This window comes from Tessaracoccus oleiagri, from assembly GCF_900103275.1.
In the GTDB taxonomy this organism is placed as follows: domain Bacteria; phylum Actinomycetota; class Actinomycetes; order Propionibacteriales; family Propionibacteriaceae; genus Arachnia; species Arachnia oleiagri.
Window position 1 is genome coordinate 281,717 of the sequence record NZ_FNGP01000002.1, and the last position, 12,581, is coordinate 294,297.

A 12,581-nucleotide genomic window follows, 5' to 3' on the forward strand; every position below is an offset into this window, starting at 1 on the left:
CACCGCCTCACCGCAGCGACGGGACGAGTTCCGCCTCGACCGGCTGCGGCTCGGCCACCGACCCCGGCGCGAGCGCGACGATCGCCTCCCCCAGCACCGCCGCCCCCACCAGGGGCTGGTTCGAGCCGACCTCGACGTGGACCGGCTCGCCGTCGCCCGCCGGGAGCGTCGCGGTCGTCCCCGGCTCGATGCGCAGCGACTGCGGGCTCCCGCCCAGCCGCACGGTGGCGTCCGCCGGGCCCTCCCCCACGTTGGTGAGCTGCACCGTCGCTCCCCCCGGCACCGCGCCGGTGAGCTCCACGTCGGGGACGGCGGCGACGGCGACTCCGCGCCGCTCCCCCGCACCGGAGTACAGTGCGGCGGCGACGGGCAGGTCGGACTGGACGGTGAAGGCGCCGGGGTCCCCTGCGGTACCCGCGGACAGGTCGACGCTCGCGGCGGAGCGGGGCGGCACCGAGATCTCCTGGCCGCCCTCCGGGATGATCGTGTTGGTGGGCGAGTGGAAGCGCACCGAGACGGTGGCGCGGTCGACGCCCGGGTTGACCAGCACCAGCGACGGCCGGGAGCCCTTGGCCACGCCAGGGAGCACGTGCGACATGTCGGCGGCCCCGGACGGGGCGACGTGGGTCACGCCGCCGGTGGTGATCCCCGCGACGACGGCGCGTCCCCGGCTCGCCTGCCAGGCCACCCCGAGGGGTCCCTGCACGTCGCCGGCGATGACGGAGACGGCGACGGGTCGGCTCTCGCCGGGCGACAGCACGATCCCGCGCGCCCCCAGGCCGGTCACCTCCCCGTCGGGGCCGAGCAGCGTGAGGTCGATGGAGGCGTCGGTGTTGTCGGGATTCGTGATGCGCACCTCGGCGTCGGCGGCGGCGGGCAGGGCGAGGAAGCCGCTCGTCGCGGGGCGCTGGCACGGCGCCCAGGTGCGGTCGTCGGTGAGCACTCCCCCGGACGGCGCGATGCCCCGGAGGGTCGTGAGCCTGTCGGTGCCCGGCAGCGAGAACGGCGCGCCGCGCTGTTCGGCCCCGTCGACGGTCAGTTCCCCGTCCCCGTCGGCGAGGAGCGTCCCCGCTCCCACGGGCTGGCAGGCCAGGAGGACGTCGCGTGGGGGCGTGACGCTGGTGTAGCGCTCGATCGGCTGCGCGGGTGTGAAGGAGATGGCCAGGGCCACGACGGCGGCCGTAGCCACCGTGCCGAGCGGCAGGAACCGGTGCATCACGCCACCTCCTCGTCGCCGCGGCGCGCGCCGGAGCCCGTCGCCATCGTCGGGGCGGCCAGCAGCGCGAGCGCGGCCAGGAGCACCGCGGTCCACCAGCCGGCGAACGCCTCCCGAGGTTCGCCGAACTCGAGGACCCCGTGCGCCTCCCCCAGCGCGTAGGTCGGGAGCTCACCCGCCTCCGCTGCCGGCGCGAGTTCCGTGCCGCCGACCCTGACCTCGAGTTCGGCGTCCCGGGGTGCGCTGACCGTCAGGACGCGGTCGTCGACCCCCTCGGGGACGATGCCGTCGGCGACCGGGGTCGCGGTCCCGCCGTCGACGACGTTGGCCCGGCTCACGAGGCCCACGACGGTGAACACCTCGGCGGTCTCGCTCGCGGCCGAGTGGGTCAGGCCGGCGGCATTGCCGATGGCGAGGATCTCGTCGTCGCCGAAGCCGTCCAGCCAGACGTGCGACACCGCCAGGGTGCGCAGCCGCTCGGCCAGGTCCTCGGGGACGTTGCCGCCGGAGAATGCCTGCACGAGGCCCTCGAAGTCGGTGCCGAACTCGCCCGCCGGCGCCCGTTCGCCCGATCCCCAGCGCGGGCGTTCCCGGTCGACGATGTTCCACTCGAGGCGGCCGTCGGCCTTTGCGATCAGCAGGGCGCGGCTGGCGCGGGGCGAGCCCACGACGTCGTAGACGTATCCGGGCAGGTTGGCGGGGTCGGTCCGGACGGGTCCCTGCAGGCCGACGAACGGCCAAGCCCCGGCCGCGACCGCGGCGACCGCCGCGACCGCCAGGAGCGCGGGATCACGCCGCGCGCGGCCGTCGGCGGGGTGCGCCAGGACGACCGCCGCGATCATTCCCCCGACCACGACGAGGGCCCACGCGGTGACGAGGGCGCGCGTCTGGTCGCCGTCGACGGTGACGGCGAGCCGGGACGCCCCGGCGCCGGCCACGAGCCCGACGGCGATGACGCCGGCCACGGCCCAACGGGCGGCCGGAGACGGAACGCGTGTCAGCGACCAGGCTGCCGCAAGCGCGAGCCCGACGGTGAAGCTGACGCTCAGCCACACGGGGATCCCGGACTCCACGATCCGCCCCACGAGGAGCGCGTACCCCGACGGGGGGAGGTCGGGCCACGCCAGCGGGTCGGCACCCGTCAGCCAGCGACCGGGGTTCCGGAACAGCTCGGGCAACCAGGGCGCGAAGAGCAGCCACACGGCGACGACAGGGACGGCCCACTGCGCAAACCGCGCCCGCTGCCACACCACGACCGCGGCCGCACCGGCGGTGGCCAGCAGGAGCGCGAAGGGCCAGAACGCGGCGACGACGAACAGCCAGAAGGCGGCGCGGGCGGGGGCCCGCAGGCTCTCGGCACCGATGGAGTCGTCGGTGGCGACCGCAAGGCACGCCTTGACGAGCAACGGACCGGCCATCGCGAGCACCAGCCCGCTCACGTCTCCGGCAGCCGGCAGACCGAGCACGAGCACCGACGACGCCCATGCCGCGGCCGCGATCGAACTCGGCCAGGGCGCGACCCCCACCGAGCGGAGCAGCGAGTGGGCCGCGAGGGCGGCCAGGAGTGGTCCGAGCAGCACCAGCGCGTAGCTCACGATGAGCGGTTGGCCGAGCGCGGCGGTGCCGAGCACCGCGGCGATGCCCAACCAAGGGGCGCCGTCGGCACCGTAGGCCTCCCAAGCGGCGGTCACCCCATCGGGGGCGGGCAGCAGCCCCCCGCCGACGAGCGTCCCCGCGCCCCACAGCCGCCAGGCGGCGGCGATACCGACGACGAGGAACACCGTCGCCAGCAGCGCGCCGGGCGAGACGAGGCGCCGCTGGGTGCTGCTGTGCGCGCTGAACTCGTCGGAGGTGAGGTCGTCGAGGGTGGTGTCCGGCTCGGTGAAGTCGCGGTAGCGGTCCATGATGCCGCTGCCGATCCGGTCCAGGGCGTTGCGGACGGCCCAGAACCGTTCGGGCAGCAGGTCCTCGGCGTAGCTGGCGTCGCCCTCCGGGATGCGGGCCGCGAGGGCGCGCGTGGCCTCGGGCGTGGCGGCATAGCGACGGTGGGCCCTCAGCTCGGCGGCGGCGTAGGCCGGGGACTTCGCGAGGAGGAAGCCGAGCGCCCTCGCCCAGCTGCTCAGCGCGAGGCGGGCACCGCCGGTCCCCCGGGCGCCGACCACGCGGAGGGCCGCCAGCCGGTCGTCGTAGTGCGGATGGACCCGCGAGGGACGTTCCTGCGTGCGCCCCGAGCTGCGGTGCACCAGCGCGGCCAGCGGGGTGGTGACCACGCGCCAGCCGGCGACGTTGGCACGCCAGCCGAAGTCGACGCCGTCGCGGCTGCCGGGCAGTTCGGGCGCCAGTCCGCCGAGCTCGCGCCAGGCATCGCCGCGCACCAGCATGCCCGCGGTGGAGCCGCCGAGGATGGCGCTCGGTTCGATCTGGTGCTGGTCGATCTCGCCCTCCTCGGCCGCACCGACCCGCTGCCCGGTGCGCGAGATCGACTGGCCGGCCTCGGCGATGACGTCGGGGTAGTTGCGCCGGCGCGGGGCGAGGAGCTTCGGGAACAGCACGTCGGCGCTTGGTGCGGCGGCGAGGAGGTGGCCCAGCGCGTCCGGTTCGGGGGCGGAGTCGTCGTGGAGGATCCAGAGCCAGGGCGGCGTCGAGTCCCCGGAGCCGGCCAGCACGGACTCTGCGAAGGTGGTGTCGCGGCCGACGGTGACGAGTTCGTCGATGCTCCCTGACGCGAGCGCCTCGGCGAGGATCCGCGGCGAGTCGTCCTCCGAGCCGGCGTCGACGGCGACGATCCGGGCGGGGCGCGGGTCCAGGTCGTCGAGCGCGGCCAGCTGCTGGTCGAGCCAGCCGCCGGCGTCGCGGACGACCATCACCGCAGTGACGAACGCGGGGTCGACGGGCGGGACGTGTTGCTCCTCACCCTCCTCGTCGGCCCAGGCCCACAGGTCCTTGAAGCGGTGCCCCTCGTCGGGTTCGCTCACGCGTCCTCCAGTCAGCCGGCTGCGCGCTTCAGCTTTCGCCGCTCCCTCTCGGAAAGGCCGCCCCAGATGCCGAAGCGCTCGTCATTGGCTAGAGCGTACTCCAGGCACTGCGTGCGGACCGGGCAGCTTTGGCACACACGCTTGGCATCACGGGTGGACCCGCCCTTCTCGGGGAAGAACGCTTCGGGGTCGGTCTGAGCGCAGAGCGCCTCCGCCTGCCAGGCGAAGGCACCGTCCTCGTCGCTGTCGAGCAGCAACATCATTTCTTCGTTCACGGGCCCCTCCTTTACCCATGAATTACACACGTGTTATTCGAACACTGTCAAGCGGTTCGGCGTTTTTCCTCGGATCCGCAACGCGACACGCCGAAGCGTTACGAAGCGTTGACCTGGAATCAGTTCGCCGCGCGTCGTCGGGGCGGACGGACGAGCGTACCATCCGGGTCCTCCTCGACCGCCCGGGGCCACGGGGAGCCGACGCTGGTCCAGCTCTGTCCCGGCAGAACCGCGGTTCCCGCCGCGCTCTGCGCAGGGGCCGGCCGTCGGACCGTGGGGGTGCCGGGAGAGGAACCCGGGCGTCCGAGTGGCGGCAGCAGGCGCGGGGCCGGGATGGGCGGTCGGGCCTCGACCGCCCGCCGGGCGTCCCTGCGGCGCAGCGCGTCGACGAGCGCCCACAGCGCGAGGATCAGAGGCCCGAGCAGCTGCGGCATCGTCCGCAGCGCCACCAGTGACGCGTCGTCGCCTGCCAGCTCGGCGCTCCGGGCGACGACCTCGAGGCCGGCACGGAAGCTGCCGGCCACGAGCGCCGCGACGGCGACCGCGTAGCGCACGCCGGGCCGCATGGCGTCGCTCAGGACGGTGAGTACGACCGCCAACCAGAGCGTCCAGAGGGCGGTGGGCGAGGTGATCTCGTCGCGCATCGCCGGGACGCCGTGCCGCGAGACGAGCAGGCCGATACCGATCGCCTCGAGCAGCCCCACGACGACCAGCGCCAGCGCCAGCAGCGACAGGGCGTTGCTGGTGTGGCCGGCCTCCCGATCCCTCATGCCAGCTCGACCCCGCACTCCTCCGAGACCTTCGCGACGAGCTGCTTCACGCGCTCGGCGTCGTCGAGGCGGGCGACGAGCGTGGCTTGCTTCGTGGCGACCACGAGCATGCCTTCCAACCCGAGGGTGGCGACGACGTGGTCCGGCCCGATCATGTTGAGGACGATACAAGCCGACGAGTCCAGGCTCACGGTGTTGCCGCTGCGGGTGTTGCCGCGGTCGTCGGAGGGCAGCAGTTCGGCGTAGCTGAGGTAGCCGCCGACGTCGCTCCACGCCACGGTGAGCGGCACCGTCAGCACCACGGCACCGGTGTCGCCGGTCGATGCGGGCTCCATCACGGCGTAGTCGACGGAGATCCGCTCCAGAGTCGGGAAGAGTCCGTCGAGCCGCTCCGGGTGGCGGGCGATCTCGCGCACCGTCGCGGCGTACTCGGGGCGGAGGCGGTCCAGCTGTGCCAGCAGGGTGGCGGCACGCCAGACGAACATGCCGGCGTTCCACCAGTACTCGCCGCTGTCCACGTAGCCGCGGGCGACGTCTGCGCTCGGCTTCTCCTTGAACTCGGACACCCGGAAGACCCCGGGCAGGACCTCCTCGGCCCGGTGCAGGTAGCCGTAGCCGGTGTGGGGCGAGGTGGGCACGACGCCGAGTGTCACGAGCGAGTTGCTGACCTGTTCCGCCGCGTCGAACGCGATGCGCAGGCTGGCCCGGAAGTCCTCGGCCGGGGTGATCACCTGGTCCGCCGTGACCATCGCGACGACGGCATCGGGATCGCGCTCCTGCAGGGCCGCGCTGGACCACGCGACGGCCCCCAGCGAGTCGCGGCCCTCGGGCTCCCCGAGCAGGTTCCCCGGCGGAAGTTCGGGCAGCTGCGCGCGGACGTCGTCGGCGTAGGCCCGCCCGGTGCAGACGAGGATGCGGTCCACGTCGACGAGGCCCTCGAGCCGCTCGAAGGCCAGCCGCAGCAGCGACTTCCCCTCGAAGAGCTCGAGCAGCTGCTTGGGGCGGCCCTGCCGCGACAGGGGCCAGAGCCTCGTCCCGGATCCCCCCGCCATGATGACGACATAACGCATGCCAGCACGGTAGCGGTCGGCGAGCGCCCACTACGATGTCTGGCATGTTTCACGACGCCGTGTCGCGCCTTGGCGCCGCTCCCCTGATCACCTACTACGACGCCGACTCCCGCATCGAGTTGTCCGGGACCACCTTCGCGAACTGGGTGATGAAGACGGCGAACCTGTTCGACGACCTCGGCGGCGACGCCGACGAGCCCCTGTCGCTCGGGCTCGCGGAGACCGCCCCCGGCCACTGGGTGAGCCTCGTGTGGGCGGCGGCCGCCTGGTTCGCCGGCGCGGAGGTGCGGCCCGGGGTGGCCGATGCGGCGGCGTTCGCGGTGGTCGGACCCGACGATCCGCGCCGCGGCCGGGTGACCGTCGCCTGTTCGCTGCACCCGCTCGGCCGGGGGTTCCCGCAGCCGCCGGCGGACGCCACGGACTACGCGGAGGTGCTCGCCCAGCCCGACGCCGCGCTCCCGGGCGCTCCCGACGGTGAGGGCGCGGCGTGGCCGGGCGTCACCAATGCCGAGCGCGACCGCGTCGCACCCAGGCGGGACCGGCGGCTCTTCCGGGACCCCGTCGCAGGGTGGGACTTCCTCGCCGAAGCGCTGGTGGCACCCGTACTGGGCGGCGGGTCGAGCGTGATCGTCGCCGGGCTCGACGACGGCGAGGTCGGACGGATCTCCGCCTCGGAGAGGGTCAGCTGACCCTCAGCCCCGTGTGGTGCGCGGCGAACGCCAGCTGGTCCGCGAACTCCTCCACCTGCGCGTCGCGCGGCTTGCCGGCGCCGTGGCCCGCCCGCGTGTCCACCGCGAGCAGGAACGGGCCGCCCATCCCCTCTGCCTGCAGCGCGGCCGCGAACTTGTACGAGTGGGCCGGGACGACGCGGTCGTCGTGGTCGCCCGTGGTGAGCAGCGTGGGCGGGTAGGTGACCGGCCGCACGTTGTGCAGCGGCGAGTACTTCAGCAGGTATTCGGCCACGCCGTCCTCGTCGGGATCGCCGTAGTCGCGGGTCCAGGCCCAGCCGATGGTGAACTTGTGGAACCGCAGCATGTCCAGCACGCCGACGCCGGGGAGCACGGCGGACCACAGCTCCGGGCGCTGCGTGAGGGCGGCGCCGGCGAGGAGCCCGCCGTTGGAGCGGCCGTGCAGCGCCAGCTGCTCGGGGGTGGTGAGGCCGTCGTCGATGAGCCGCTCGGCCACGGCGTACAGGTCGTCGAACACCTGCTGCTTGTTCTGCTTGGTACCGGCCTCGTGCCAGTTGGCCCCGAACTCGCCGCCGCCGCGCAGGTTCGGCACCACGAGCCTGCCGCCGGCCGCGACCCAGGCCGCGAAGATCGCGCGGAACGCCGGTGTGACGGGGATGTTGAAGCCGCCGTAGCCCCACACCAGGGTCGGGCGGGGCCCCTGCGGCTCGCCGCGCGTGACGACGAACGCGGGTACCTCCACCCCGTCGGTCGACGGGATGCGCAGGCGCCGGGTGGTGGCCTCAGCCTCGACCACGCCGACGGGGCGCGGGATCTTGTCGAAGCGCACCAACCGGCCGCCGTCGACCTCGCCGGCGAACCTCGTGCCCGGGTCCACGAAGCTCTGGGTGCCCAGGAAGATCTTGTTCGACGTGTCACGGGCCGCCAGCCCGGTGACGGAGACCCCGTCGCCGATGGGCAGCTCGTCGCCGGGTGCCCCGTCGGCCCCGAAGAGCTGGACGCGGGACTGCGCGTCGTGGAGGTAGACGCCGACGAGGCCGGTGGCCGTGAGCCTGGCGCTCTCGAGCACGTCCTCGCCGTGCTCGGCGACGAGTTCGCGGCGGTCACCTGTCGTGAGATCGACGGCGACCAGCCGGTAGCGTGGCGCGGCGTCGTCGGTGAGGAGGATCGCCTCCCCGTCACGGATGCCGATCGGGTGCCATTCCTGCTCGCCCCCCTCGACGATGCAGCGCAGCTCGGCCTCGTCGTGGCGACGCGCGTGGACGTCGTTGCCCTTCTCGCCGCCGATGCGGGTGGTGAGCAGGAACCAGTCGTCGTCGGCGGGACCGTGGTAACCGAACATGCGGTCCATCGGCGGCTCCCAGACCACGCGGGAGGCGCGGGCGCCGACGTCGTAGGCGTGCAGGGTGCCGGCCGGCATCTCATCGGTGAGCGCGTTGCCCGACGGCGCGGGGTAGGCCCAGTAGGTGAAGCCGCGCGCGCCCGGCAGCCAGACCGGCGCGTTCCACTTCGTCCACTCGATCTCGACGCCCAGGTCCTCGAGCGTCGTGAGGTCCAGCACGCGGATGGTGCGCCAGTCGGAGCCACCGTCGGCGATGGCGTAGGCGAGCAGTGTCGCGTCCTCGTTCACGCTGGCCACCGACACCGCACGGGTGCCGTCGCCGGAGAGCGTGTTGGGGTCGAGGATCGTCTCCGCCTCCTCGAGCGCCTCCCAGCTCGACGCCCTGACGAGGCGGGGCTGGTTCTGCCCGTCGTTGTGCCAGGCGAACACCTGGCCGCCCCGCTCGAACGGGACGGACCGCGTCGGCGCCGAGAGGAGGGCATCCAGCGACTCGACGAACCTGGCCCGCGCCGGCAGCCGGTCCAGGATGGGGCGCGAGACCGCGTTCTGCGCCTCGACGAACGCCTTCGTCTCGTCGCTGTCGGCGTCCTCCAGCCAGCGGTAGGGGTCGGCGATCTCTCGTCCGCCGAAGGTTTCGGACACGGACTCGTCCCGTCGCACGTGGGGATACATGGGCGCCTTTCGGGTCATTCGGGGGCGCCGCGGAGGAATCCGAGGCCCCAGCAGGTGTGCATCACGGCCAGCACGAACGGCAACCTGAGCCTGGCGGCGGCGTCGGTGGGGATCTTCGTCGAGGCGTAGAGGTTGAACACGACGTACACGAGCGGCACGAAGAGCAGCAGCCCCAGCAGTCGGTGGCGCAGCGCGAGGCCGACGAGCCCGGCGCCGAGCCCGCCGAACCCGCCCGCCACCGCGATGGGCGGGGCGAGGTAGCGCAACGACGCGGTCTCCGGGTAACGGCGGACCACCTCCCGGCGCCAACGCCCGGTGAGGTAGAACTGGCTCGCCAGCGCCCGGAACGTCGAGCGCGGGCGGTAGGTCACGTGCAGGTCCGGCGAGAAGTAGACGACGTGGCCGGCGCTGCGGAGCCGGTAGTTGAGCTCCCAGTCCTGGGCGCGGTGCATGCCCTCGTCGTACCCCCCGACCTCCTCCAGTACTTCGCGCCGGAAGACGCCGAGGAACACCGTGTCAGCCGGGCCCTCGGGGGTGTCCCTGTGGTGGAAGCCGCCGCCGCCCAGCCCGTAGGGCGAGTTGTAGGCCGCCGCGACCGCCCGCTCGAAGGGGGTCCGCCCGACGGCGTCCATGACGCCCCCGACGTTGGCCGCCCCCGTCCGCTCCAGCAGTTCGACGGCCCGCCGGATGTAGCCGGGGCTCAGCTCCCCGTGGCCGTCGACCCGGACGATCACGTCGTGGCGGGCGGCCTCGATGGCCCGGTTGAGGCCTGACGGCGTGTATCCGGAGGGGTTGTCGACCACCCGCACCCTGGCGTCGGCGTCCGCCAGCCGCTGCGCGATCGCGAGCGTGGCGTCCTCCGAGGGGCCGACCGCGAGGATCACTTCCAGCTCGCCGTCGTAGTCCTGGGAGAGCACCCGTGCGACGGCTGCCTCCAGGTGCTGCTCTTCATTGCGCACCGGCATCACGACGCTCACGCTCATGGGAGAGAGCCTAGCCGTCATCCCATCATCGTCGCTCCGGGCCCGGGCGCGGCCCGGGCCAGCAGCTTGAGCAGTTCGTGCTCCAGCCTCCGTGCCTCCGGGTCGAGCACGAAGCCGTCGCCCCGCGGGATGGCCCGGTCCACCCGCACGCGGCCGATGATCCGGGCCGGCTTGGCGGAGAGGACCAGCACCTCGTCGGAGAGGCGCACGGCCTCGCGGATGTCGTGCGTGATGAGAAGCATGCTCCACCGGTGCCGTTCCCAGATGCCGAGCAGCCAGCGCTGGAGTTGTTCGCGCGTGATGGCGTCCAGTGCGCCGAACGGCTCGTCGAGCAGCAGCATCGTCCGCTCCTGCACGACGGTGCGCAGCAGTGCGACGCGCTGCCGCATGCCGCCGGAGAGCTGCCGCGGCCAGAGCCGTTCGGTCCCTCCGATGCCGAACGTGTCGAAGAGTTCCGAGGCCCGCCGTCGCGCCTGCCTGCGCGGGACGCCCGCCATCTCGAGGCCGAGGGCGGCGTTGTCGAGCACCCGCCGCCAGGGCAGCAGGGCGTCGCGCTGCGGCATGAAGGCGAAGGGACGCTGTGCGTTCCGGACCGGCGCGCCGTCGACCTCGAACGAGCCCGCGTCCGGGTCCAGTTCGCCGGTGAGGATCCGCAGCAGCGTCGACTTGCCGCTGCCGCTCGGCCCGATGACGCTGGTCACCCGTCCCGGCTCGACCGAGAACGAGACGCCGTCGAGCACCGTGGTCTCGCCGAAGCGCTTGCCCAGGCCCCGCACGGACAGCGCGCTCACGGCAGGCCCCGCTCGACGCGCAGCCACGGCAGCAGAAGGTGCTCGAGCGCCACGACGAGCGCGTAGAGCAGCAGCGTCACGATGGAACTCACCAGGACCGCGGCGAGGACGAGATCCGTGCGGAACACGTTCTTCGCCGACTGCATGTAGACGCCCAGCCCCGCCACCGCGCCCGCGTACTCCGCGAAGATCGCCCCGACGACCGCGTACGTGATGGAGACCCGCAGTCCCGAGAAGAAGTACGGCGCCGCGCTCGGCGCACGGACGTGGCGGAAGACCCCCCACCGGCCGGCCCCCATGGACCGCAGCAGTGCCTGCATGTCGGGATCGGCCGCGGCGAAGCCCCGCAGGAGGCTGATGGTCATCGGGAAGAAGGTGAGGAAGGCCACGAGCAGCACCTTCGGCAGCAGGTAGAACCCGAACCAGAGCACCACCAGCGGCGCCAGCGCGATCATCGGCAGCGTCTGGCTGACGACGAGCAGCGGGAGCACCGCCCGGCGCAGCAGCGCCGAGAAGTCGAGCGCCGTCGCGATCACCACCGCGCTCGCCACCGACAACGCGAACCCCAGCACGGTGGCGGTGAGCGTCGGCAGCGCGTGTCCGAGCAGCGCTTCCCGCTGCAGCCACACCTGCTCCACGACCCTGACGGGGGTGGGCAGGACGGTCGCCGGCAGCATCCCGGAGACCGCCACCGCGTGCCACGCGCCCAGCAGCAGGACCGCCGCGGCGACCGGGGGCCAGTGCGCCCGCAGCCGACGCGTCACCGGTCGAGGAACTCGTCGGTGTAGTAGTCGGCCCAGTCCGGCGCCTGCGTCACCGTGTTGCCCGACTCGTCGACGAGGATGCCGTTCTCGACGAGGAACGCCCCGTATTCCTCCCAGCGCTCGGGGTCGGCCGAGCCGGTGACCACCCCGTCGGCGACGAAGAGCCCGTCCTTCGCGAGCGTCTCGAGGCTCTTGGTGACCAGTTCCTCGGCGCCGCCCAGCGTGTCGGGGTTCGCGTCGACGAGTAGCGTCGCGGCCTCCCTCGGGTGGTCCGCGGCGTACTGGTAGCCGCGCTGGACCGCGGCCACGAACTTCCGCGCCACCTCGGGCTCGGCGGTGAGGTAGGCGTCGGACGAGATGATGCCGACGGCCTGCACGTCGGGCATGCCGTGGTCCTGGTACTGGAATGACTTGTACGGCCGCCCCTCGATCTCCGCCTGGATGCTCTCCCACGTCGACACCGACAGTGTGAAGTCCACCGTCCCGGAGGAGAGTGCCTCGTAGGCGCCCGTGTCGAGGACGACCTCCGTGAAGTCGCCGCGCCCGCCGTCGTGCTCGATCATCGTGCGCACCATGGCTCGGTAGAGCGGGGAGCCGAAGCCCCCGAAGATCTTGCCCTCGAGGTCCGCGGGGCTGTCGATGTCGTCGCGGTCGGCCAGCACGACGAGTTCGCCGACCTCCGACTGCGTGACCCGGTACACCGAGACGATGTCCAAGCCCGCGGTGCGGCCGAGCTGGACGCCGCCCTGGCCCCCGATGCCGAAGTCGGCCGCCCCGCCGGAGACGAGCTCGGGGACCGGGGTGGAGGCGTAGGGCAGGATCTCGACGTCGAGACCGGCCTCCTCGAAGTAGCCGAGTTCCTGCGCCACGTACACGCCCGTGTGGTTGGTGTTCGGGGCCCAGTCGAGGGCGAAGGTGACCCGCGTCGGCTCCGCGCGTCCGGACTCGGGGGTCGGTTGGGGTGCGGCCGCCGAGGTGCAGCCTGTCAGGAGGAGTGCTGCCGTGAGGGCGGCGATGGATGGACGTCGCATGTG

The 12,581-nt window shown here is 73.1% G+C and carries 11 protein-coding genes; 1 reads left to right on the top strand and 10 read right to left on the bottom strand.

The genetic code is table 11. The annotated features are described in order from the left end of the window. Nucleotides 1–7 precede the first annotated feature (7 nt). The 5 genes from BLR46_RS06300 to BLR46_RS06320 form a co-directional block, all read right to left on the bottom strand. Complete coding sequence (locus BLR46_RS06300) at nt 8–1,216, bottom strand: DUF5719 family protein (RefSeq protein ID WP_093250056.1); 1,209 nt, start codon at nt 1,214–1,216, stop codon at nt 8–10. After that, nucleotides 1,216–4,191 carry a glycosyltransferase gene (locus tag BLR46_RS06305; RefSeq protein ID WP_093250059.1) on the bottom strand — a complete coding sequence of 992 codons (2,976 nt, stop codon included), beginning with the start codon at nt 4,189–4,191 and terminating at the stop codon, nt 1,216–1,218. The genes BLR46_RS06300 and BLR46_RS06305 overlap by 1 nt, the downstream gene beginning before the upstream one ends. An 11-nt stretch (nt 4,192–4,202) precedes the next feature. Next, nucleotides 4,203–4,454 (bottom strand): WhiB family transcriptional regulator, encoded by a 252-nt coding sequence (locus BLR46_RS06310; protein WP_093250062.1) that lies wholly within the window; start codon nt 4,452–4,454, stop codon nt 4,203–4,205. Between the two features lie 131 nt (nt 4,455–4,585). Beyond that, nucleotides 4,586–5,236, bottom strand: a complete 651-nt coding sequence (locus tag BLR46_RS06315; RefSeq protein ID WP_093250063.1) for a hypothetical protein — start codon at nt 5,234–5,236, stop codon at nt 4,586–4,588. Continuing rightward, nucleotides 5,233–6,306 (bottom strand): mannose-1-phosphate guanylyltransferase, encoded by a 1,074-nt coding sequence (locus tag BLR46_RS06320; RefSeq protein WP_093250064.1) that lies wholly within the window; start codon nt 6,304–6,306, stop codon nt 5,233–5,235. Before BLR46_RS06320 ends, BLR46_RS06315 begins: the two co-directional genes overlap by 4 nt. A 44-nt stretch (nt 6,307–6,350) precedes the next feature. On the opposite strand from BLR46_RS06320, the gene BLR46_RS06325 reads away from it, so the two are divergent. Next, on the top strand, nt 6,351–6,995 hold the full coding sequence (locus tag BLR46_RS06325; protein WP_093250065.1) for a TIGR03089 family protein: 645 nt from the start codon (nt 6,351–6,353) through the stop codon (nt 6,993–6,995). Here BLR46_RS06325 and BLR46_RS06330 read toward each other — a convergent pair. The 5 genes from BLR46_RS06330 to BLR46_RS15260 are packed head-to-tail and all read right to left on the bottom strand — an operon-like array spanning nt 6,988 to nt 12,578. Beyond that, a complete protein-coding gene (locus BLR46_RS06330) occupies nt 6,988–9,009 on the bottom strand; it encodes a prolyl oligopeptidase family serine peptidase (protein WP_176761687.1) in 2,022 nt (673 codons plus the stop codon). The two genes, BLR46_RS06325 and BLR46_RS06330, sit on opposite strands and share 8 nt — an antisense overlap. 14 nt (nt 9,010–9,023) lie before the next feature. Continuing rightward, the gene (locus BLR46_RS06335; protein ID WP_093250069.1) at nt 9,024–10,013 is read right to left on the bottom strand and encodes a glycosyltransferase family 2 protein; all 990 of its coding nucleotides are present in this window, start codon (nt 10,011–10,013) and stop codon (nt 9,024–9,026) included. After that, nucleotides 10,010–10,783 carry an ABC transporter ATP-binding protein gene (locus tag BLR46_RS06340; RefSeq protein WP_093250071.1) on the bottom strand — a complete coding sequence of 258 codons (774 nt, stop codon included), beginning with the start codon at nt 10,781–10,783 and terminating at the stop codon, nt 10,010–10,012. The genes BLR46_RS06335 and BLR46_RS06340 overlap by 4 nt, the downstream gene beginning before the upstream one ends. Further along, nucleotides 10,780–11,547, bottom strand: a complete 768-nt coding sequence (locus BLR46_RS15255) for an ABC transporter permease (protein WP_218118370.1) — start codon at nt 11,545–11,547, stop codon at nt 10,780–10,782. Before BLR46_RS15255 ends, BLR46_RS06340 begins: the two co-directional genes overlap by 4 nt. Next, a complete protein-coding gene (locus BLR46_RS15260) occupies nt 11,544–12,578 on the bottom strand; it encodes an ABC transporter substrate-binding protein (RefSeq protein WP_093250073.1) in 1,035 nt (344 codons plus the stop codon). Before BLR46_RS15260 ends, BLR46_RS15255 begins: the two co-directional genes overlap by 4 nt. Nucleotides 12,579–12,581: the final 3 nt, after the last annotated feature.